The 21,111-nt window shown below is 36.3% G+C and carries 29 protein-coding genes; 27 read left to right on the forward strand and 2 right to left on the reverse strand.

Features of this window, described 5'->3' with window-relative positions; all coding sequences use genetic code 11:
* The first annotated feature begins 488 nt into the window (after positions 1–488).
* The 3 genes from H1230_RS06910 (at position 489) to H1230_RS06920 (ending at position 2,989) form a co-directional block, all read left to right on the forward strand.
* A complete protein-coding gene (locus tag H1230_RS06910) occupies positions 489–1,841 on the forward strand; it encodes an IS4 family transposase (RefSeq protein ID WP_239714794.1) in 1,353 nt (450 codons plus the stop codon).
* A complete protein-coding gene (locus H1230_RS06915) occupies positions 1,838–2,158 on the forward strand; it encodes a HEAT repeat domain-containing protein (RefSeq protein ID WP_239714795.1) in 321 nt (106 codons plus the stop codon). Before H1230_RS06910 ends, H1230_RS06915 begins: the two co-directional genes overlap by 4 nt.
* 159 nt (positions 2,159–2,317) lie before the next feature.
* Complete coding sequence (locus tag H1230_RS06920) at positions 2,318–2,989, forward strand: metallophosphoesterase family protein (protein ID WP_239714796.1); 672 nt, start codon at positions 2,318–2,320, stop codon at positions 2,987–2,989.
* Between the two features lie 88 nt (positions 2,990–3,077).
* Here the strand turns inward: H1230_RS06920 and H1230_RS06925 are convergent, their stop codons facing one another.
* Together H1230_RS06925 and H1230_RS31375 are read right to left on the reverse strand one after the other, a co-directional pair.
* Complete coding sequence (locus H1230_RS06925; protein ID WP_239714765.1) at positions 3,078–3,962, reverse strand: IS3 family transposase; 885 nt, start codon at positions 3,960–3,962, stop codon at positions 3,078–3,080.
* Between the two features lie 44 nt (positions 3,963–4,006).
* Entirely contained in the window at positions 4,007–4,333 is a 327-nt protein-coding gene (locus tag H1230_RS31375) for a transposase (RefSeq protein ID WP_275591146.1), read from the reverse strand.
* A 393-nt stretch (positions 4,334–4,726) separates the two neighbouring features.
* On the opposite strand from H1230_RS31375, the gene H1230_RS06935 reads away from it, so the two are divergent.
* The 24 genes from H1230_RS06935 (at position 4,727) to H1230_RS07050 (ending at position 21,028) form a co-directional block, all read left to right on the forward strand.
* Entirely contained in the window at positions 4,727–5,476 is a 750-nt protein-coding gene (locus H1230_RS06935) for a hypothetical protein (RefSeq protein ID WP_239714797.1), read from the forward strand.
* A gap of 235 nt (positions 5,477–5,711) precedes the next feature.
* On the forward strand, positions 5,712–6,029 hold the full coding sequence (locus tag H1230_RS06940; RefSeq protein ID WP_239714798.1) for a hypothetical protein: 318 nt from the start codon (positions 5,712–5,714) through the stop codon (positions 6,027–6,029).
* Positions 6,030–6,323: 294 nt separating this feature from the next.
* A complete protein-coding gene (locus H1230_RS06945; RefSeq protein ID WP_239717160.1) occupies positions 6,324–6,560 on the forward strand; it encodes a hypothetical protein in 237 nt (78 codons plus the stop codon).
* A gap of 821 nt (positions 6,561–7,381) precedes the next feature.
* Positions 7,382–7,819: a hypothetical protein gene (locus tag H1230_RS06950; RefSeq protein WP_239714799.1), complete on the forward strand. Its 438-nt coding sequence runs from the start codon at positions 7,382–7,384 to the stop codon at positions 7,817–7,819.
* Positions 7,820–8,012: 193 nt separating this feature from the next.
* Positions 8,013–8,345: a hypothetical protein gene (locus H1230_RS06955; protein ID WP_239714800.1), complete on the forward strand. Its 333-nt coding sequence runs from the start codon at positions 8,013–8,015 to the stop codon at positions 8,343–8,345.
* A gap of 248 nt (positions 8,346–8,593) precedes the next feature.
* On the forward strand, positions 8,594–8,968 hold the full coding sequence (locus tag H1230_RS06960; protein ID WP_239714801.1) for a hypothetical protein: 375 nt from the start codon (positions 8,594–8,596) through the stop codon (positions 8,966–8,968).
* Positions 8,969–9,197: 229 nt separating this feature from the next.
* On the forward strand, positions 9,198–9,641 hold the full coding sequence (locus H1230_RS06965; protein WP_239714802.1) for a hypothetical protein: 444 nt from the start codon (positions 9,198–9,200) through the stop codon (positions 9,639–9,641).
* Positions 9,642–9,651: 10 nt separating this feature from the next.
* A complete protein-coding gene (locus H1230_RS06970) occupies positions 9,652–9,816 on the forward strand; it encodes a hypothetical protein (RefSeq protein WP_239714803.1) in 165 nt (54 codons plus the stop codon).
* Between the two features lie 88 nt (positions 9,817–9,904).
* Positions 9,905–10,081, forward strand: coding sequence for a hypothetical protein (locus H1230_RS06975; RefSeq protein WP_239714804.1), 177 nt, complete (start codon positions 9,905–9,907; stop codon positions 10,079–10,081).
* Positions 10,082–10,481: 400 nt separating this feature from the next.
* Positions 10,482–10,664 (forward strand): hypothetical protein, encoded by a 183-nt coding sequence (locus H1230_RS06980; protein ID WP_239714805.1) that lies wholly within the window; start codon positions 10,482–10,484, stop codon positions 10,662–10,664.
* A gap of 325 nt (positions 10,665–10,989) precedes the next feature.
* Entirely contained in the window at positions 10,990–11,517 is a 528-nt protein-coding gene (locus H1230_RS06985) for a hypothetical protein (protein WP_239714806.1), read from the forward strand.
* A gap of 715 nt (positions 11,518–12,232) precedes the next feature.
* Positions 12,233–12,514, forward strand: a complete 282-nt coding sequence (locus H1230_RS06990) for a hypothetical protein (protein WP_239714807.1) — start codon at positions 12,233–12,235, stop codon at positions 12,512–12,514.
* Positions 12,515–12,638: 124 nt separating this feature from the next.
* Positions 12,639–13,067, forward strand: coding sequence for an SF0329 family protein (locus H1230_RS06995; protein ID WP_239714808.1), 429 nt, complete (start codon positions 12,639–12,641; stop codon positions 13,065–13,067).
* Positions 13,068–13,201: 134 nt separating this feature from the next.
* Positions 13,202–13,576: a hypothetical protein gene (locus tag H1230_RS07000; RefSeq protein ID WP_239714809.1), complete on the forward strand. Its 375-nt coding sequence runs from the start codon at positions 13,202–13,204 to the stop codon at positions 13,574–13,576.
* A 453-nt stretch (positions 13,577–14,029) separates the two neighbouring features.
* Complete coding sequence (locus tag H1230_RS07005; protein WP_239714810.1) at positions 14,030–14,491, forward strand: GNAT family N-acetyltransferase; 462 nt, start codon at positions 14,030–14,032, stop codon at positions 14,489–14,491.
* Between the two features lie 445 nt (positions 14,492–14,936).
* Complete coding sequence (locus H1230_RS07010) at positions 14,937–15,623, forward strand: HEAT repeat domain-containing protein (RefSeq protein ID WP_239714811.1); 687 nt, start codon at positions 14,937–14,939, stop codon at positions 15,621–15,623.
* A gap of 264 nt (positions 15,624–15,887) precedes the next feature.
* The gene (locus H1230_RS07015; protein WP_239714812.1) at positions 15,888–16,217 is read left to right on the forward strand and encodes a hypothetical protein; all 330 of its coding nucleotides are present in this window, start codon (positions 15,888–15,890) and stop codon (positions 16,215–16,217) included.
* A gap of 220 nt (positions 16,218–16,437) precedes the next feature.
* Entirely contained in the window at positions 16,438–16,758 is a 321-nt protein-coding gene (locus H1230_RS07020; protein WP_239714813.1) for a hypothetical protein, read from the forward strand.
* Between the two features lie 819 nt (positions 16,759–17,577).
* Positions 17,578–18,003, forward strand: a complete 426-nt coding sequence (locus H1230_RS07025; RefSeq protein WP_239714814.1) for a YrzE family protein — start codon at positions 17,578–17,580, stop codon at positions 18,001–18,003.
* 141 nt (positions 18,004–18,144) lie between these two features.
* Positions 18,145–18,483: a ribonuclease E inhibitor RraB gene (locus H1230_RS07030; RefSeq protein ID WP_239714815.1), complete on the forward strand. Its 339-nt coding sequence runs from the start codon at positions 18,145–18,147 to the stop codon at positions 18,481–18,483.
* A 208-nt stretch (positions 18,484–18,691) separates the two neighbouring features.
* The gene (locus tag H1230_RS07035; protein WP_239714816.1) at positions 18,692–18,877 is read left to right on the forward strand and encodes a hypothetical protein; all 186 of its coding nucleotides are present in this window, start codon (positions 18,692–18,694) and stop codon (positions 18,875–18,877) included.
* Between the two features lie 175 nt (positions 18,878–19,052).
* The gene (locus H1230_RS07040) at positions 19,053–19,598 is read left to right on the forward strand and encodes a DUF2716 domain-containing protein (protein WP_239714817.1); all 546 of its coding nucleotides are present in this window, start codon (positions 19,053–19,055) and stop codon (positions 19,596–19,598) included.
* A 237-nt stretch (positions 19,599–19,835) separates the two neighbouring features.
* Positions 19,836–20,267 (forward strand): hypothetical protein, encoded by a 432-nt coding sequence (locus H1230_RS07045; protein ID WP_239714818.1) that lies wholly within the window; start codon positions 19,836–19,838, stop codon positions 20,265–20,267.
* Between the two features lie 311 nt (positions 20,268–20,578).
* The gene (locus H1230_RS07050; RefSeq protein ID WP_239714819.1) at positions 20,579–21,028 is read left to right on the forward strand and encodes a hypothetical protein; all 450 of its coding nucleotides are present in this window, start codon (positions 20,579–20,581) and stop codon (positions 21,026–21,028) included.
* Positions 21,029–21,111 lie beyond the last annotated feature (83 nt).

The following is a 21,111-nucleotide window of genomic DNA, read 5'->3' on the forward strand; positions in this document are numbered from 1 at the left end:
CTCCTTGGTCTGCAGGAGTAAGAGCAAAGAAGCTATGTCAGCACACAACCCTGCACTGGCTAAGTCCGTCGGACCCGGGGCTGGCGCCCCTTAAGCCAGTGAAGGTTCGTGAATACAAGAACGTTAGGTGAAATTACCGTGAGAAACAAATTAATAAAGAAGGTGAGTAAATGGATGATTTATATTTCGTAATCTATGATAAATCGAAAGACATATATACAAAGATTGATGAGCAAGTAGACGAATTTTGGAAGTGGTCTAAAAACGAGAAGCAAGTTAAGGAATGGGAAACCACCTATGAACATTGGACCTTAATTTATACATTGATTTCTAAGTTACTCAACTTTCGCACCTGGAATATTGTCTTAAACCCTTGAGGGCGTAAGAAGAATTCAATACTTTTGTTGCTATTGACAAAAAACACCTTACTTGTTTGGTATCATGGAAGTGTCGAATCAACCATGCCAACAAGAAAGGTGCGTAACCCTATGTTACAACAACATTCCCTGTCTGAACAGTCTCGCTTTTCCAAACTTTTTGTCACTCTCCATATCGGGAAAACCTTACGACACGCAGGTATTTCCAAATCCTTTGGTCTTTCGAGTCTCGCGGTTTTTCAAATCGTTTTCTCTTTAGTCTTCGAAGGTAAGAACTGGTTTCGACTCCTAGAGAGTGACCGTGGAGCAGATCTTCCAGGCAAAGATGTTATCTATCGGTTTTTAAATCAAGCTTCTTTTGCTTGGCGGCGCTTCTTGCAGACCTTAAGTCTTCGCATTGTGCTCTATTTCGAATCGCTTATTTCATCTTCGCGTGTACGAGTATTCATCGTTGACGATTCCGTGTTGAGCCGAAACCGTAGTAAAAAAGCAGAGTTACTGGCACGAGTATTTGACCATTCCACGGGCAAATTCATTAAAGGCTACACCCTGTTAACGTTAGGCTGGTCGGACGGGTTTAGCTTCGCTCCGCTTGACTTTGTCATGCTTTCTTCGGCCAAGCTGGCCAATCGTATTTGCGAAATGGCTTCGAATCTCTCGAAACGCAGCGCCGGGTACAAACGTCGAATGGAGGCTTTTTCTCGGAAGCCGGATGCCGTTGTCGCCTTGCTGGAACGGGCTTTGAAAGCGGGATTCACTGCCGACTATGTGCTTATGGATAGCTGGTTTACCCAAGTTCCACTCCTTCGTCAGCTCACCGGCAAAGGCCTTGGTGTGATTGGCATGGTCAAGGAAATGAAACAACACTATCTGGTTCAAGGAACACGAATGACGCTGCGTGAAGTCTTTCAAAGCCTTCCCAAATCGAATGCCAAAGACATTAAAGGCTCTGTCATCGTACAGACGACCTGCGGTCTACCCGTGAAACTTGTTTTTGTGCGCAACCGAAATAAAAAACGAGAATGGCTCGCGATTTTAAGTACAGATGTGACGCTAGATGCAGCTGAAATCGTACGAATCTACGGCATGCGCTGGAGTATAGAGACCTTTTTCAAAGTCACCAAAAGTTATTTGAAACTGGGAACCGAGTTTCAAGGTCGTTCCTTCGATCAACTGATTAGCCATACAACGATTGTATTCAGCCGTTATTTAGCGATGGAGTACGAACGGCGTCAATCGAGTGATGACCGAACACTTGGAGGTCTCTTTTTTCTCTTCGCGGATGAAGTCCGCGATCTGGATTATCAGACCGCCCTCCAGCAACTCATGAATTTATTTCTTGAAATGTCCCAAGCCAATACTAAGAAGAACAAAACGTCCGTTTTTTGTCAACTAGAGGAATGGATCTCTAGTTTACCCAGCTATATCAAGGGTTTGTTTAGAGATTTGAGCTGCGAAAGTTGAGTAAGTTAATTGAGAATACGGAATATGAAGAATGGAATCGAAAGACATTAAATAATCTCCTCTATATAATCGGTAGAGATAATGAATGTGAAGAAATTATCGAACAACTAACTAGAAAACCTTCTATATTTTATCCACTGGCCGAAGAAGCACTTAACTATAATGATAGTGATACAAGATGGCAATTCGCTCATCATCTTGGAAGTATCACTCAACAAGAGCCGAAAGCTAGCGATCTTATAATAAAATTCTCGAAGGACTATGTTGAATACGTAAGAAGAAGAGCGCTTAGAGTTCTAGACTCACTAAATTTGTAGGTGTTTCAAGTAGTCGGTAACATCACCTAACACAGTATTCAAGCTGCGGGCCATTCGGCCCTGGGTCTGCCAGAAGATAATTCGGGGTAGTGAAAACAGGCAGATAACCCTACGGGTTCGTGAATACAATAACGTTAGGTGAAATATGACTAGAACGAGGTGAAGACAATAATACATTTTGATCTCATATCTGATATTCATTTAGATTTTTGGGTGGAATATTCAAGTAATCATATAAAACAAAATCAAAGATTAGATAAGTTCGTGCATATAATTCTTCCTGAAGAGTCTTCAGAAGTTTTGGTGATAGCTGGTGACCTAGGTCACTATAACAAACAAAATTTCATTTTTCTCGAAAAACTCAAGGAATATTATAAGTATATTCTGCTGGTAGCAGGGAATCACGACTACTATTTAGTTACTAAATCAATAAAAAACAAATACAAACGTAACTCAATACTTAGATTTCAAGAAATGAAAATAATGGCAGAACAAATACCTGGAGTATTATTTTTAGATGGGGATACAATTGAAATTGGCGGAATTACTTTTGGTGGTGCTGGAATGTGGTATGACTTTCAATATGGAATTCATCAACTAAACATAGATGTTAATAAAATCTATGATAGTTGGAAGTCGATATCAAATGATTCTGTTTTAATAGAGGGATTGGCGCGATTGGTTGAAGCAATGTATGTGCAAGAGTTAACAAAACTCAAGAAGATACTTGATATTTCAGATGTGGTGGTTACTCATATTTCACCCGATTGGTCTAACGTTCCATTAGATAAGATAAATGATATTAGCAACAGCTTTTATTATTTCGGTTGAACACCCTTATGCTGGACACTGCACCCCTTAACCAGATGCTTTCATAAAATAACTCGAATTTGCTCTTCTTTCCTTCGATTTCTGCATTTTAGACCTTGATTTCTTTAGGTTTTACCAAGTTTTTCTGTAGGGCATCGATATATTCGTAGGGAGATAGGTCGTAAATACTCCCATGAATCCTTTGCTGATTATAGTCCTGAATAAACTGCGTAACGATCTCGTAGGTCTCAGGATACGACTCGAATTCATGCCTTTGATAACATTCCGCCTCCAAAATAGAATGGAAAGATTCGATGTGCGCATTCTTATTTGGCGTTCGTGGAGGAATTCGTTCATGAGTGATTCCAAACGTTTCACAAGCTTCTTCAAACCGGTGACTGATGAACTGTGGACCATTATCAGAGCGGATGAACGGCTTCTCTTCCTTGGGCTTATCAAATAGCTGACGCTTCATCAGGGCTTCCTGTGTAATCTGAACCAGATGCCTCGCTTCACAAGTTAAGCCGAGGTGATACGAAATAATGGCACGATCGAATACGTCTAAGATGCACATTATGAAGAAAAACCGACGCTCACCCGCCATCCAGCCATACTTTATATCCGTCTCCCACAACTGATTAGAGCCCGTAATCACACGGTTGTTTGCGAGTCTTCGGGGATGTTTCAGTTTCAACTCACGCTGCGGACGCAAGACATTCAACTGCGTACACAGCCTGTAGATTTTCTTCTTGTTAATCACAAGTTGGTGGCGTCTTTTTAGAAGAACGGTCAGCTTGCGGTACCCAAACGAGGCTCCCTCACCCGCCAAGAACTCCATAAGCCATTCACAGATTTCTTCGTCGCTCACGCGAGTTCCAGTGGTGGTATACGAGTATCCGGGTGCAGGACGCCCTACCCTTTGAATCGGATTCTGTGCCGTTTCTTTGACATGGGCATAGTACGTTGAGCGTTCGACTTCGAGTACACGGAGCACCAGGCTAATTGAATGCCCTTTATCGATATATTTACGAGCAATTTCTATTTTATCCGTAAGTTTGGGTTCGTTTTTTTTAGTAGGTCTTTGAGAATTTCCCTTTCGAGGGCTTGTTCCGCGAGTAGCTTCTTCAGTTTTTCATTCTCATGCTCAAGCTGTTTAAACTCTTCAGCCGTGGGGATAAACTGGGCTTGTCTTTTGCTCGCGCCGTCTAGCTGATCCACATCTTTACGATTCAAATCTCTTGCCCATCGTAATACCATTTTGGGATCTAGTTCATGCTGTCTAGCAACCGCTGTAAAGTTCCCAATCTCTTTCCCTTTTCGAACGATTTCCCGCTTGAAATTCAGATCATATTGTACACGCTTCATAACGTTCCCCTCCGTCTACTACTATTGTATTTGAATAAGGGGTGTACTGTCCAAATCTTCTAGGGGGCTAAATAGATTTTAACGGTAGAGAGTTATTAAATAATCTAAATAGAAAAATCTGGTGTTTTGGTCATATTCATAGAAGAGTGGATTACATAAATGAAGGATGTAGACTTATAAATGCCTCTTTGGGGTATCCAGATGAGAATAATAATATACCGAAGAAGATTATGAAGGTAACTCATTGAAGAGTCATACATCACCTAACACCATATTCGAAGAAGAAGAATTAGGCAGATACATCCATTCCCCTAAGATAAGAGCTATCTAAGGGGAATGGACGTCGCGAATACAAGAACGTTATACGAAATCATACAAACATAGGAGATGAATATGAAACCACTAAAAAAAAGAAAAAAAGTTACTATTCTATTTATAATATTTTTAATCTCCATAATTGTTATTTCACTTAATATATACTCTAAACCAGTAAGTGCAGTTCTAGTTGATTATTCAAGATTGAACCAAGTTACACCGGATGTTTATATGGAACCAGACTTGCAAGATACAATAAAAGAAGAATTATTAAATTATGTGCAGGCTTCGGTGGCTAGAATTTCAGATGTATTTGGTGACAGAGATTCTTATCCATATCTAATCTATGTCGAATTGCAAAAATTTATCAGAAGATATGCGGAGAATTCAACAGGGCAAACTTATTATTATCCTTGGAAAAATTATATTGTAATTGGCCCTAGAGGGTTCAATGAGAATGTGATTTCTCATGAATTTACTCATGCAGAACTGAGGGATAGATTACACAATAAAAATAAAGTCCCAGTCTGGTTTGATGAAGGTTTGGCGGCAATGATTGACGGTAGATTTTCAAATAACGAAGCAATATGGAATCAAATAACAAATGATGGAAAGTCCCCTATCGATTTCGATCTTTTGGACTCACATAAAGTATTTAATTACGGAACAATAGAGGCAAGTAATAATTACTATTTATCATGTCATGAAGTTACGAGGTGGTTTACAATCGTAGGGAAATCTGGACTCTTAAAATTAATAAATGAATTAAATCATGGGGGAAATTTTAAGGATCAATATAAATTGATAGAATTTGAAAGCAATAAATGATGACTATATGACATCGCCTAACACCATGTTCCCCCTTCGGTGCTAACGCCCCTTGGTCTGCCAGATGATATTCGGAGAAGTGGATTCAAGAAGACACATCCTCCTAAGATAAAAGCTATCTAAGGGGGATGGACGTCGCGAACTCACAAACATTATCTGAAATCAGCGCTTTAAGAGATAATAAAAATTGAAGATCTACTTGGAATAGGTGGTGTTTTATCTGTATGACTATATAATGATTTATTCCGAGCAATACAGGACAACAATTAAAACCAATGATATCGAACAATTCTTAAGTCAATCACTTGGTCTCACTAAAGTTGATAGATTAAGATTTTCAAAAGAAATATGTGGAGAACTGATTAGAATAACTGGATTGATAGCTAACTTAAATGGAAGCTATGCATTTGATACACTTGATGGAATTGAAGAGATTAATTTAATAGAAATCGATCTTCCAGTAAGAACGAATAAAGAAATAGAGAATACAATCTTACAAATTACTAATGAAATAGCTAAAGAATATAACTGGATAATTGATTTGAGAGAATGATTTATTGTGGGTAAATTCGAGAAGGCGCTGACATCATATAACAACGTATTCACGCTGCAGGCCTTTCGGCCCTTGGTCTGCAAGAGGCTTTTCGAGGAAGTGTAATCAGCAGACAACCCTGCACTGGCTAAGTCCGTCGGACCAGGGGCTTACGCCCCATAAGCCAATGAGAGTTCGTGAATACCAGAACGTTAAGTGAAATCAGCGTAAACAATTACAAAAGCATTGATTCAGAACAAATTAGTTCTCATATACGCTTTTTACTCTTTACTTATTGAGAAAGGAAGTGATCGTATTAGTAATATTGACAAGCGAAATAGACTTAGTGAAGAAGTGTTCACTTATAAAACTACTAAAGACAATAAAGTATTCATTTACTGGAAGGGAAAGCAAGTTACTATACTCTCTGGTAAGGCGAGTGATAAATTTTTAAAAGCAATAGAAGGAAAGGATCATAAGGATACCCAATTAGTAATGGCTAAAATTACTGGAAATTTCAAACATGGAAATGAGAAAGATAATAAATCATGAGTAATGAATTGAAGGCAACTCAGGAAGGCGCTGACATCACTTAACACCATATTCACGCTTCGGGCCATTCGGCCTTCGGTCCGGCAGAAGTTAGAAGTAGATTAGGGGATGAATTTTCAGTAGCAAAGGAGCAGGTTCAGCCAGACACATCCCTCCACCTAACCGCATCGCGGCCGTCCTTCAGGCTTAAGTTGGAGGGGCGTCGTGAATACAACAACGTTAACTGAAATCTTCGGGGATAAGAATAATTTAATGAACAACAACATTTTCAAATGATTAAGTAATTCAATAATGAAGAAACCAAAGCATTGTTTTAAAGACAAAGTTAGTTTGAATAAATGAAGGGGCTAAGTAGATTTCCGTATAGAATGTATAGGGTTATCTAGAGACTGGGTGATTTGGAAATAAGAAGAACGAAAATTGCCCTTGGCCGAAGAAATGGACCAAGGCATTTTTGTTTTAAAAGAAGTAGTGAAATAAAAAAATGGATGGGATACAATTCCAAATAAGGGCTTGTTTAAGAGCTTGTTAAGGGCATTTTAAAGGCTTGGATAAGGGCATATAAGAACGTGTTGTGAAAGTAATTCGAGATGTCGGAGACATCAGTTAACAATGTATTCACGCTGCGGAGCCTGGCGGCTCCTTGGTTCGCCCGAAGTGATTGGCAGGGAAGCGGAATCAAGCGAACACACCCACGAGGCTAAGTCCTTTGGACCCGGTCGCTACGCGACCTTAAGCCTCTCGGCGTCGTGTATACAAGAACGTTATACGCAATTCCTGAAAACAGAAAAATCTTTAATAATAGATGAGGGTGATTTCACATGGTATTTCGATTTAAAGATCCAAGATTTCATCTTTATGATTTTGCTGATTCTTTTTTAGTTAAGTGCCCTTCTTGTCATAAGTGCGCAACTGTAACAACAAGTAATGAAGAGAAAGTATTTAATCTTTTTAAGAAGAAGACTTTTGTTTGTAATCATTGTGGCAGAATAGAAGTGAACTCGAATAATCATCAACTATGGCTAACAGCAAATTGTAAAGGAAATATACTATGGGCTTACAATTTAAAACATTTAGAATTTATTGAAGACTACGTGAAAGCTAAACTTCGTGAAAGCAATAAACATGAAAAATTAGGATGGTATAATCAAGGGCTTTTTAGTAGATTACCTAAATGGATTAAGGAAAAAAACAATAGAGAAGCAATATTAAAAACGATTAAAAAACTAAAAGAATCAATAAATTTAGAACTCAAATAATAAGGATTCGGAGGTTTATCCAAGAGGCCAGGAACAGCGTATAACAATATATTCACGCTGCGGGCCATTCGGCCCTGGTTCAGCCAGTAGATAATTCGGGGAAGCGGGATCAGGCAGACAACCCTACGGGTTCGTAAATACGGGAACGTTATGTGAAATACCCTAATTGCGATATAAGGAGGATCTGATAGGTATGGGTGCTACATACCAATTAATGAACTTATCAAAGAAAGAAGTTATTAATTACTCTCACCTACCGGCTTCAAAACTAACGGAAATCGTTGGGAATCCAGTCGCTTCCGCGATTACTACCTGGTACTTAATAAATAACATAGGCGATACTATTACGTTTCTTTCAGAACTAGATGAATCTCCACAAGACATAGAACACTATAAAGAAGTAACAGATAGAATAATCAATGATTTAATTCAGAATCAGATTCTAAAAGATGAAGGATTAATGTATGTAGATGAAGATGATTCTAGTATATATATTAGAAATTTAAAGAATATTTGGATTGACTGAGTGCAGGTACTTCACATAACAATGTATTCATGCTGCCGAGCCTGTGGCTCCTTGGATTGCCAGAAGGGAAGAAGCCATGAAGCAGATTCAGGCAATCAACCCTGTGAGGCTAAGTCTACGACCCAGTAACTTTGCTCCTTTAAGCCTCTTGGATTTGTGAAGACAATAACGTTATAGGAAATCGGCGGTGTATGAGGATTCGGGATTATAAGAATTAAGAGATAATTAATGAGAGGAAATTTATCAATATGAGTTTGATAATTAGTGTAATTCCAAAGGACAGTATATTTATAGATACTAATGTTATGGAAGAGCAGATACGAGCACCACACAATAATTCATTTGGTTTTGAGTCATGCAGGAAAACTTTATGGGGAATTGATTTAATTAGAGAACTTGGATGTGAGATGATATATTCTTTAAAAAGTATGGATATTTTTGTATTTGATGGAGAAATAGAAAAACTTAGAAACGAATTACTTATTTTGTTTGATAATTTAGATATTATAAAGCTACATACAATCTATGATAAGGACTTTATTGAATTTAGAATTAGAAATGCCTTGGAAATGATAAAGGTAATACTTGAAGAAAAAGATAAGGTTGGAATAGCGATTTGGTGAGTATGATTCGAGGAAATCGCCGACATCTTATAACACGCATTCACGCATTAGGAGCAGGTCGGCTCTTTAGTCCGTAAGAGGAATATCGGAGAAGTGGATCAGCGGACAACCCCGCACCGACTAAGCACATCGCGCCCAGGCCTTTTGCCTTTAAGCCAGTCAAGGTTCGTGAATACAACAACATTATCTGCAGTCGGGTATAGCACAATAACAAGGAGATCAGTTACCTATGAAGCTTAAAATTTTGTTTACAATGACCATAATTATATTACTTTGCTCCTGTGGGGCTAAAGGTGCCACAAATAACGTAGTCAATGGAAAAGACACTGATATTCCAGAACTAAATATTGTTATCAACAACTACTTTGAAAATTTTGACGATATAACCAATTGGAGTCCATATGCCACAGATGAGTTCGTTAAACGAGTATATTCGTGGTGTTCTAGCGACACCTCGGAAACAAAAAGTATTAAAGAAATGAAATCAATTTATTTTGAAATCAACAAAAATTCATTAAAATTGACCGGATATACAATTGAAGAAGTTCAGAAGGAAAGTTCAGATAACGTAATAATCTTTGTTACAAGAGAATGGGAAGATGGACAAAAGGATCAAACTTACTATTCCTTCTTAAAAGTAAAGGGAAAATGGAAAGTCGATGACCGATTTTGAAGGTATTTTAATGAAGTCCTCGACAACAGATAACACCATATTCACGCATCGGGCATCGCCCTCGGTCCGGCATGAAGTTAGAAGTGGATCAGAGAGGCATTTCAGCAGCAGGGAGCAGAGTCAGCCGGATACATCCGCACCAACTAACCGTATCGCAGCTGCCCAATGGGCTTAAGGTGGTGGGACGTCGTGAATACCAGCAAAGATTTAAAGTACTGTAAAGTATAAAGTGAATTCGATGAAGTAATGAGGAGAGCTATTGAATGGAACTTGATACATTCTATCAATCAATTACAGAACAAGAACGTAATACTTTTTCTGAATTAGCTCATGCTGCAATGCTATTCGGATACAAACCCAAGAAGGCAAAAACGCAAGCAGTAAATTATGTATTCGCTAACAACAGAACAAAACACCATATAAATGTACTGATGAACTGAAAGGATATGTATACAAATATAATGATGGACGAACATATTTTAGATGTGGTGTAGAATTGATAAGTTTACCCCAATAAGTCAAAACGATATACCTGAAATAATAAAGGTCTTAGAAAGACAACATGAATATTACTTAACTAAGAGAGAATAAGTGACAAGATATTTACTAGTAGATTTCGAAGAAGGCTGGGACTACATATAACAACGTGTTCCCACTGCAGGTCCTGACGGACCCTTGGTTTACGAGAGGAGTTTCGGAAAAGTGGATTCAGCAGGCATACCAGCATCACCTAACCGCATCGTGGTCGGACCTAACGGTTCTAAAGGTAGTGAGGCGTCGGGAACACAATAACGTAATGTGAAACCTCGAGAATGCTAGAAAATCTTAGAAGGAGAATTAATGAATAAATCACAATACTTTGAAGAATTAAAGGACATAATCACAGATCCTATATACCAAGCACAAACTACAAGTGACATAAAACAAGAAATTGCTAAGAATATGTGGTGCATTTCAATGCCGTCTGAATTAACGGAAGAAGTTAATAGCGAAGATTATATATGGAATTTTTTAGTAAGGTGATTGAGTACAGACAAGAACAGGTAAACATTGTTAAAGGCTCGGGTATGATATTTTACTTATGGTTTGATGTGATGGCCAACCAATTAAGATTCAATTTAATCTCAGACTTTAATAAAGAACTACCTTTTAAATGTGATATACAAGAAGTAACAACAATTAATGAAGTCATCTCAGAGAGCCTGAGTCGAATAACATATAAACTACAAGAGGACATAAAACAAGATATTGAAGAAACGAAGGAGCGTTATACATTAAAGATTTACAAGACCATATTACTACCTCAATAAATATGCTTGATTTCAATTCAGTTATCGGAGGAACCCTTATGTTATTCAAAAAGTGGAACCAAACAAAAGAGTATGCTTTACCAATAGAGTGGGAACCTTCATGGGATGTAGGAGCACCGATCCCTCAAGTTATTTCTTCAGGGTATCAAACCTATTTAATTTATTACATAGGAGAAGCAAGCGATGACTGGGATGGAATAAACGTAAAAGTGATTGATCCCGATAGTAATGAAGTTCTACCAATTGCTGTAGTAAAGTTTAACGGCTGCTATGCTTATAAATTTGGAGGGGCAAATGATGAAGTGATGTATGGCCACCCCTTATATAAAAAAGGTCTAAAGTTTTATAGTGCACATAAGGTAATAAATTCAAAATGGATTAAAGCTGAAGAAAAGATAAATAGCATTCATGATTACTACAAACCAGAAAGATGGAAAGACCGGATTCATTATTTATTACTTTTCCATGATGAATTATTTGAATGTATTGCAGATGGGTATGAAATAACAATGTATAAAGAATCAATAGAATCGGTGCTATTTAAAGTTCTAAGTGAAATGAATTGACGTAGGAACAGAAACTTCGCCTAACAATATATTCACGCTGCGGGTCGTTCGGCCCTGGGTCTGAAAAACAGATAACTCACTAAAGTTTCTTGGATTCGTGAACACAGTTATGATAGGTGAAACTCTCGAAGATCTTATAATAATTCTATTTGTTTGGGGGGACAGCAAATTCTAAAGAAGTGGTTAAACATATTTAAAGTGAGGCGTCGAAGAACTGAATTCTATTTATTAAAGCCTGTTTATGAGATATTAAATTACAATGATGAATGGTTTGATGAGAATTGGAATAAACAAAAGACAGATGGCAAGTCTGAACCACCAAGTGATGATGAAATTGAATTGGTCATGTCATATACTCAATTGAAATTAAATGAATTGTTGAATTATTTCAAGACAATAGACCTCACCAATAAAATATCAAATCAAACACTATTTTTTTATACAAATTATGTAGATCACTTAATGGAATACCATAAAGATAATTTTGATAAGGAATATTTTTTACAGTACATGTTTTTTTATAATGAATTAATTTTGGGATCCCAAAGATATGAAGCGATTAAGAACTACTTAAATAAGTTTGAATAGTATTTCAATGAAGTCGGGAGCATCCATAATTCCATACAGATAATCTAAAAACTACTATATTGGAGGGTAATCCGTGGACGTTTATTATATTAATTCGCTAATTCTCCTTACTGTAATGAGATACAAGATGAAAAATATCAAGCCTCAACAAGAAGACGTAATTAGTTATATCACTACAGATCTATATCAAGAACTAACCAATATTCAATTTAAGACCTCAATCAAACATATAACGGATAGTGGGATTTTAATTAAGGATAATGATGGGTACGATGTTCATATCGGATTATGGCATATATACGTAGAGATTCTTCAATACGATGATATTAATAATACAAAGGAGAATTTAAAGATTGTAGAAAATCGAATGAAAATACTTGAGGATATAATCAAAAACAGAAAAGCATAAGGCCCAAAATCTCATAACACAGTATTTACACTGCGGGCCATGTGGCCTTGGGTCTGAAGCTGACACACCTGCACCACAAGTTGGTGCGGCGTTGTGATTAACACTGTAAATGAGTGTGATGAAAATGCTATGGAGCAAATTAAAAAAACGAATTGAAAGTAACTTCTGTGAAGAATTAAAAGATAGAGTTACTTTATTTAGCACTTGGTATAAGCAAGGTGGAAGCCCGGGAAGAGGAAGAGCTGCAGTATTACTGGATAAGATTGAGATTTATGAAGCTAATACTGATAAGTGGTTGATGAATAAACTGGAGACGAATGATAATATTTTAATTGAAAGATTTGAATTTCATAAATTACTGGAAGAATATTCGAGTTGTTCAATTGAAGAATTGTTATTATCTAAACATGAATTAATACGAGGACTAGCAATAATTGATAAGAGAGTAGGGAAACGTAGGCTAATAAATATGAACAATCTAGAAAGTGAATTCATGAGGAAATTATATAAAGTAAGATGCGAAATAGAAGGGATTAATATAGAGGATTTGTAAGTCGGAGTCAGATGTGGATTCCAGGATGAAATTAGCAGCAGCAAAAAAGAAAAATCAGCCGGATGCATTCGCATTACCAAACAACTTCGCGGCGAACGTCGTGATTACCAGTAACATATATACATGCAATGACAATGAAAGAAGTGATGAATTTGCCTGAATACTCACATATTCAGACTTATGTAAAATGCTGTAAAAATAATTTTAGTGAAGTCATTAGTAACTTTTCGCAAGCATTATCTGATTTGAATATAGATAACGCATATTTTCTGACAGAATTAGTCTGGGAATTATCGGATAATGGTTTTATGTATGTCGGCGGTGGTGCAGAATCGAAAGAATACTCTATTAATAACCAATTGTTGCATATCCGACCTTATGTTATGGGTTGGACTCCAGAAGTAATAGAGGAACTAAATGAGTCTTGGTTAGAGATCGATTTATTATTATGGACAGAAGAGATTGAACTTGATTATCGGATGGGTCAACTTAAAGAGCCTATAAACTAATAATATGGAACTTGTTGAAGGGTGTCTCTAACCGCTTTACTGAGACAGGAGTGTTTTTTACAAATGAAGTAACTGACGGTAGACCATGGGAATCGTTAATAATGAATAATGAGAATGAACTTTGGTCTTTTGATGCTGCTATAATTCCTATATTTCTATTTGAAAAGTATAAAGATATTAACGAGGAGAACTTTTTTAATGATTATGTAGCTGACAAGCTGTACATAGCAAGAAAAATTGTATGGAATGTACAACCTTGGTAAGTACGGTATTATATCGATACACTTGAAAGTTTAATCGGTGATGACCACGACTGCATATAACACAATATTCGCGCTACGGGCCATGCTGCCTTGGTCTACCAGGAGTAATTTCGAAGGAGAGAATACAGTAACGTTATACTGCAATTCGTTAAATCTATTATAACCAAAATCATAAACGTGGGTGATTTCTTTGAAGATTGAATACTTTGATACAAATCAAGCATCTCTTGAATTAATCAAGACCTTATGGGAACGGCTTAGAGATCACCATATCTCATTATCGACCCACTTTTCAGAGCAAATAGCGAGTAACACTTTTGAAAAAAGATCTAAAGACCTACGAGAAAAATCTATTCAAGGACAAGTAAAGATAATATTAGCTCAAGAATCAGAAACCAAGAGTTTAATCGGATATTGTATTAGTTCGATTGATAAAGAGGGTCAAGGTGAGATTGATTCAATATATATATTGGATGAATTCAGAGGCAAGGGCGTTGGGAACATATTAATGGAACGTACTCTGAATTGGATTAAGAACCAGGGAATAAAGAATATTTGTATATCTGTTTTGTTGGGTAATGAACAAGCAATTAAGTTTTATGAGAAGTATGGATTTTACCCCAGAACCTACCTTTTGAAGAACAGAAATTAGAGGGAAACTCGAAGAAGAAGGAATCATCGATAAGTTTGAAGATAACGGTTTTATTCCGGCGAAATCTTCATACATAATCTCTCCTACCAGGACGACTTTCAATATAAACACAGAGAACATGGAACTATTATGGAGATAACTACCATTAAAGAATTAATATCTATTCATAACACCGTGATTTTCTCAAACACTTTCTCATAAAGACCATCATTAAGCACCCTACTAAATAAGGATGATATTTTTGTGGATTTAATACTGGGAGTAGATATTGGATTTCATGATGGATGTTTATTGCTAGCAAAGTCACCCTAAATACTCGGATGAAACAAATATTGAGTAGTCTTAACAACTTAATAGAACAATATGAATCAAGATCTGCTGAGCTTAAAAACTTAATTGAATTTGAGGAAGAACTTACTAAGAGATATTTGAAAGTAGGGACTAAATGAAGAAGTTCATGAGTTTTTTGAATATTATTTCTGTAACTGAAGGCAAAGATAGATACATCCGAAATCTTATTAATCGAATGTCTACAGTTGATAATGCTAAAAGTTCAGGCGAATCTATCAGTTTTAAAGCACATAGAGAAGCAGAATCATTAAGCGATAAAGACTTGATTCCAATATTAGTTGATCATATTAGCAACTCAAGTAGTCAAGGGTTGAAGTCATTTAGAAATGCTGCATATTTCATACTTTCAAAGTTGCTTCAAAAACACGAAAACCTTGAGGCACTACAGTTCTTAATTAATCAACTAAAGCTAGAAATTGATAAGTATGTGATTAGTAGCATGTTAGATCGAATCTCAGAATTAAATAAAACTGAATCTATTGAATTAGCCCCGATTTTTCAGTTTGTACAACATCAAGATTGGACAATTCGACATTCTGCAATAAGGGCTCTTAAGAAATCTAGAGACCCGCAAGCTAGAAAAGTAATTCTAGAGATTATTTTAAGGAGCAAAGGTGATTTTAGAAAGAATAAAGAAGATATTATTTATTCTGTTTCTACATTATCTGATATTGGTACTATTGAAGACTTGGAATTATTAGAAGAGTTATCAATTAATAAAATACGTGATATTAGAGATTCATCTACTTATGCTATAGAAACTATAAATAAACGTCAATAAACAAGCGGATGGTATTTTTCAAAGAAGTCAGTTCCTTCAGATAACACCATATTCACGCTTCGAGCCATTCGGCTCTCGTTCCGGAAGTTAGAGGTGGATTTAGCGAAGCATTTTCAGCAGCAGGGAGCGGAATCAACCGGACACATCCTGCTACCTAACCGCATCGCGGCCAGTTGCTTCGCTCCTTTAAGGTGGGAGGACGTCGTGAATACCAAAACGTTATGTGAAATACCCTAAATGCGATATAAGGAGGATCTGATAGGTATGGGTGTTACATACCAATTAATAAACTTATCAAAGAAAGAAGTTATTAATTACTCTCACCTACCGGCTTCAAAACTAAGGGGAATCGTTGGAAATCCAGTCTCTTCCGCGATTACTACCTGGTACTTAATAAATAACATAGGCGATACTATTACATTTCTTTCGGAACTAGATGAATCTCCACAAGACATAGAACACTATAAAGAAGTAACAGATAGAATAATCAATGAATTAATTCAGAATCAAATTCTAAAAGATGAAGGATTAATGTATGTAGATAAAGATGATTCTAGTAATTTATATAAGGGATTTAAAGAATATTTGGATTGACTTAGGGTAGGTACTTCACATAACAATGATTCAAGCTATCAGCCCTGCGAGGCTAAGTCTACGACCCAGTCACTTTGCTCCTTTAAGCCTCTCGGGTTCATGAAGACAACAACGTTATAGGAAATCAGAGAAAGACTATAAATTTCAATTGAAAATACATTAATAAACCTAAAATTAAAATTTAATTGGAATAATTACCCTTATGGAGAGGCGAAAGTTCATGAATAGGACTGAGATTGAAGAAGCAATTAAAGATATTTGTGGGAAAATAATACTTTCATTAAGAGGTAATCAAGGTGAAGATGGTAATGCTCTTATTGATGCAGAATTAATTGAATCACTCCACAGAAACTTAGAGAACTATAAAGAAGTAATAGCTAATGAAAAAATGGTTTCGAAAGATGTTGTTAGTTTAGTATTCTACACGTGTGGACGATTTCAAAGTCAAAGTAATTATTCAAAGAACTCGATAGAGTTATTAAGAGAATTTGAAAGATTATATTTTAAGATTCAAATGACCTTTTCAATTGAGGGATTATAAAGACCTAAATGGCCAAGGGGGCCCTTAAAGGAATTTCAGGAAGTCGCTGACATACTATTCACACATTGGGCCATAAAGGCCCTCGGTCACAGATAGCATTTTCGGGGAGGTGGATTTAGCGGATAACTCTGCACCGGCTAAGTCTTATGACCCGTTCCCTGCGGTTCACTTAAGGCTCTCAGATTCGTGAATACAACAACGTTAGGTGAAAACGGTGAAGAGCACTTAAAACATTTTCTGAGGGAAGGTGGGTTTAATATAATATTAGTAATCATCATTATGTAGGGGACCTGCTCATTTCTATATGGAGTTTAATTGAAGGAATTAAACATAGAAATAGATTTATCTTTAGAGAGAGAATTAAATATTACCTAATGAGTTTGATTTTTTCAATTATTGTCGGAATTCTAGGAAGTCTTGCATCACACGATACAGATATAGGATTATTAATTTCAGTCGTAATCTCACTGACATTAATACTTGGAAACACTATGTACTATGTAAAAGTTGAAAGAATTAAAAGTAGATTAGAAATACAATTTAGAATGTGGAAATACATATTACTTTCATTCATTATATTGATTTTGAATTTGATAATAAATGAAATGATAAAGTGAATTTAAGAAAATTCGAAGATGTCACCGGCATCACCTAATACCATATTCACGCATCGGGCCATTTGGCCCTCGGTCCGGCAGTAGTTAGAAGAGGATTCGAAGATGGATTTTCAGTAGTTAGGAAGCAGATTCAGCCGGACACATCCCACCACCTAACCGCATCGCGGCCAGTCGCTGCGCTTCTTTAAGGTGGTGGAACGTCGTGAACACAGAGACGTTAGGCGAAGCACTGATAAATTATATATTGGAGGAACAAATGATTAAAAACATTGGAGCTAGTCTAAAAGCTATAATTGCCGGTTACCTCTTTGATGTAATTGGAATAATAGTAGTATCTGGTTTGCTTTCTTTTACGCCATTGAAAGGATCGTATTGGACATATCTAGTAATAAGTATGATTTTTATAATTTTTGGTGGTTATATAGCAGCGAGTGTTACAAGAAATTATAGATTTATAAATGCAGGATTTGTTGGAACCATACATATTTTATGGGCTTTGTACATGGGCGGGTACTCAGAAACTCTAAAGATTTTTATTATTCAGGTATTGGCTATTCCTTTAGCAGTATTGGGCGGGATTATTTCAAAAAAGAAAAAACCAATTATTAGAGATATAGAACAGATTTAAGTACATGTTTTGAAAGTGATTTGAAGAAGTTAGTGCCATCGCCTAACACCCTGTTTACGCTGCGGGTCTGGCGTCCCTTAAGCCGAATACAAGAACGTAATACGTAATAACTGAGAATACTAATTAGGAGCCCTACAGTTCATGAGACATATCTATTTATTCGCAATAATGGTTTTATTATTAATTGGATGTAGTAAACCCGATTCTCTTACAACTAAACAAGAGGATAAATTAGTAATTGAACAATATTTCTATTCTCAAGATGAAGAACCATTAAAAAAACTAGCAGAAAAAATGAAGTTAGAAGGTTGTAAAATAAATGACTTCAAATCTTATGAATTGGAAGGAATAGAGGAATGGTACTTCTATTCAAGTAAAGAGATTAACAAAAATGAAATTGATGAGGAAGATCTAAAAAGCGAACAATATGCTAAAGAATATAATGTGAAATATGATGGGCATGGATTTCCACTTGATTAGAATGAAGAAAGTCTTTGAGAGTAATCCATGAAGCCAGTTACTACGTATAACAAAGCATTTACGCCGCGGTCCTGACGGTCCTTGGTCTGTAGAAGTTAAGGCGAGGATGTTATGGCTGCAGACAACCCTGATAGGCTAAGTCTTCGAACCGATGCTACGCGTCTTAAGCCTCTCGGGTTCGTGAATACGGAAACGTTAGGTGGAATTATTGCAAACCGGTAATAAATATAAGGGTGTTCAACCGATAATAGGGAATATGAATATCAATGAATGGAAGTATAAGTTTCAAGTAGTTGAGGAGATAGAGGATACAAGTTTAGAAATTGTGGCTAATAACAACTATGAACTACAAGTAGAAGCAATTGAAGAAATATTAAGAAGATATAATGCATGATAAATCAATGATGGCATTAACATCACCTAACATTGTATTTAACACTGCGGATCGGCAAGCCGATCCTTGGTCTGCCCGAAGCATTTCGAGGAAGTGAATCAGGCAGACCTATACGACCGCCTAACTGTCGGAATCACAGCTGGTTCCTGGCGGAACCTTAAGGCGGTAGGACGTCGTGAATGTGGAAACGTTATATGCAATAGGCCGAGATCATGAATATTGTGAGGTGTTTTCAATGGAGAATTGGATTGAACTCGATTCAAAAAGGTATCGGATTGTCTGGGATAAATTTTATAATGATTTAAAGTTTAACCCTAGCGGGGTTAGGGAAAATCTCCGTACCTTCACATTACCCAGCCCATTTAAAGTGTTTGATATCACAGGTCTATATGGAACAAACTTTGAAATTCAATATAAAGAATTAGAGGAAAGTATTATAAAAGCATTTCTTGATTGCACAGCTGAAACTGAATATATTTATGCACTTGATTGGCAACATACTTCATATCTATTCAATCCACATCTAGAGAGTCGCTTAAATGAGTGGGGAGAATGGCCAATTACTTTATATCCGAACGGTGATTATTATCTCTTTCTTAATCAATCAATGTCGTGGGGATATTTAGGCCACCCATGGGAGAAAACAATAAGTATTTTTGGAGAAGAGTTTTTGAAAGCAATTGTGAGACATAAACCAAAGTTATTTGATAAAGAACTATGAGAGAATTATAGAACTATGTAAATAACTCTAAGAAGCGGTCTACAGCATATAACACAATATACACACATCGGATTCTCCCTCGGTCCGGACCGGAGAAGTGTAGTCAGCCGGACACACCCACACTACCCAACCGCGTCTCGGCCAGTCACTACGCTCCTTTAGGGTGGTGAGGCGTCGTGAATACAACAACGTTATCTGAAACTGACGAAGAACAAATTGATAAAGAAGGTCATAACTTTGAAGTTATCAAAATTACATGATTTAAAACGATTAAATTACATTGAGCTTTTTCCTGGTAGTCTGTTTAAAGGTTATCTTAATGAAGAATCTATTTATATTGATGATGATTCTTTTAGCTTTGTAGTAGCAGCAATCAAGAAAAGCTTTGAACAATATAAGCCTTTTGAATGTTTAGAAATCGAGAAGGGTCAATGGCTTTCAATCATACAAGAATTACTGAATCTAAGGGAAATAATAATTTCAAAAGATTGGATAAAACTAGAAGAGTATATTTCATTATTTTATATAGAAGAATCAGTTTGCAAATGGAAGTTAGCAGAATATTTAAAGATCAATATTTTAGAGCTAGAAGCATTAATTAATGAACTGATAGGATGGATCGAAGCACAACTTATAGTAAATGAAAGAATTACATTAATAGGGCTCTGATGTTTGTAAGCATCTCAAGGAATCTTCTTTTTATGGATAGGGAAGATATTTTGTTGGAACGATACGGTTTAGAACCCGAACTTAAATATTCACAAGAAATTAGGTCGTTACTAATTTAAGAAATAAATAATGATAATCATGAAGTTAACTTAAAAAAAGAAGTGTATGAGGGCAAGTTCATGGAGTCGGTAACATCTGCTAACCCCGTCGGACCCGGGTCTGGCGCTCCTTAAGCTAGTGAGGGTTCATGAATACAAGAATGTATGGCGAAACCGCTTTAAAATAGTTCATTAAATACTAGGAGTAAATCAATGAAGATATCAAAAATAGAAATACAAAAAAGAGAAAGGGAAGGATATCCAGGCACTATTATCTTTGCAGATTTTATTATCGATGGTGTCTCCTTGTATGAAGAGATAGCTCAAACTTATGATTATGTATCTTGTCTCGGATGGGGAAGTAAAGATTTTCAACTAAATCAAATAGAGCGTTTATTACTTCGTTGCGAATCAGATTTCCCCAATAATCGTAACTCACTTTTCATATGTCCAGCATGTGCAGACTTAGGTTGTGGTGCAAATACAGCAAAAATTGATAAACAAGATGGAATTGTAATATGGTCCTTATTTGGTTCACAAAATAACATTACTGATAAACTGACTATAAATGATCTAAGAACTTATTATTTTGAAGTTGATGAGTATAATAGAGTTATTGAGGGTTCACTAGGAATTGGTTCATATAAATGGCCATGGAATTAAAGACTTTAACATTTTTAGATTATTTAATGAGGAAGCGGAATCACCTAATAATGCATTCACGCTACGAATTCCGGCAATTACGT

This window comes from Paenibacillus sp. 19GGS1-52 (genome assembly GCF_022369515.1).
Classification (GTDB): Bacteria; Bacillota; Bacilli; order Paenibacillales; family Paenibacillaceae; genus Paenibacillus_AQ.

Excerpts from the sequence above, each read along its gene's own strand:
- H1230_RS06995 (WP_239714808.1), top strand. The coding sequence starts at position 12,639 with ATGCTATGGAGCAAATTAAAAAAACGAATTGAAAGTAACTTCTGTGAA.
- H1230_RS06965 (WP_239714802.1), top strand. The coding sequence starts at position 9,198 with ATGAAGCTTAAAATTTTGTTTACAATGACCATAATTATATTACTTTGC.
- H1230_RS06970 (WP_239714803.1), top strand. The coding sequence starts at position 9,652 with ATGAAGTCCTCGACAACAGATAACACCATATTCACGCATCGGGCATCG.
- H1230_RS07050 (WP_239714819.1), top strand. The coding sequence starts at position 20,579 with ATGAAGATATCAAAAATAGAAATACAAAAAAGAGAAAGGGAAGGATAT.
- H1230_RS06960 (WP_239714801.1), top strand. The coding sequence starts at position 8,594 with ATGAGTTTGATAATTAGTGTAATTCCAAAGGACAGTATATTTATAGAT.
- H1230_RS06950 (WP_239714799.1), top strand. The coding sequence starts at position 7,382 with ATGGTATTTCGATTTAAAGATCCAAGATTTCATCTTTATGATTTTGCT.
- H1230_RS06955 (WP_239714800.1), top strand. The coding sequence starts at position 8,013 with ATGGGTGCTACATACCAATTAATGAACTTATCAAAGAAAGAAGTTATT.
- H1230_RS06980 (WP_239714805.1), top strand. The coding sequence starts at position 10,482 with ATGAATAAATCACAATACTTTGAAGAATTAAAGGACATAATCACAGAT.
- H1230_RS07010 (WP_239714811.1), top strand. The coding sequence starts at position 14,937 with ATGAAGAAGTTCATGAGTTTTTTGAATATTATTTCTGTAACTGAAGGC.
- H1230_RS06985 (WP_239714806.1), top strand. The coding sequence starts at position 10,990 with ATGTTATTCAAAAAGTGGAACCAAACAAAAGAGTATGCTTTACCAATA.
- H1230_RS07015 (WP_239714812.1), top strand. The coding sequence starts at position 15,888 with ATGGGTGTTACATACCAATTAATAAACTTATCAAAGAAAGAAGTTATT.
- H1230_RS06940 (WP_239714798.1), top strand. The coding sequence starts at position 5,712 with ATGATTTATTCCGAGCAATACAGGACAACAATTAAAACCAATGATATC.
- H1230_RS06910 (WP_239714794.1), top strand. The coding sequence starts at position 489 with ATGTTACAACAACATTCCCTGTCTGAACAGTCTCGCTTTTCCAAACTT.
- H1230_RS06990 (WP_239714807.1), top strand. The coding sequence starts at position 12,233 with ATGAAAAATATCAAGCCTCAACAAGAAGACGTAATTAGTTATATCACT.
- H1230_RS06975 (WP_239714804.1), top strand. The coding sequence starts at position 9,905 with ATGGAACTTGATACATTCTATCAATCAATTACAGAACAAGAACGTAAT.
- H1230_RS06935 (WP_239714797.1), top strand. The coding sequence starts at position 4,727 with ATGAAACCACTAAAAAAAAGAAAAAAAGTTACTATTCTATTTATAATA.
- H1230_RS07020 (WP_239714813.1), top strand. The coding sequence starts at position 16,438 with ATGAATAGGACTGAGATTGAAGAAGCAATTAAAGATATTTGTGGGAAA.
- H1230_RS31375 (WP_275591146.1), bottom strand. The coding sequence starts at position 4,333 with ATGAAGCGTGTACAATATGATCTGAATTTCAAGCGGGAAATCGTTCGA.
- H1230_RS07030 (WP_239714815.1), top strand. The coding sequence starts at position 18,145 with ATGAGACATATCTATTTATTCGCAATAATGGTTTTATTATTAATTGGA.
- H1230_RS07000 (WP_239714809.1), top strand. The coding sequence starts at position 13,202 with ATGAAAGAAGTGATGAATTTGCCTGAATACTCACATATTCAGACTTAT.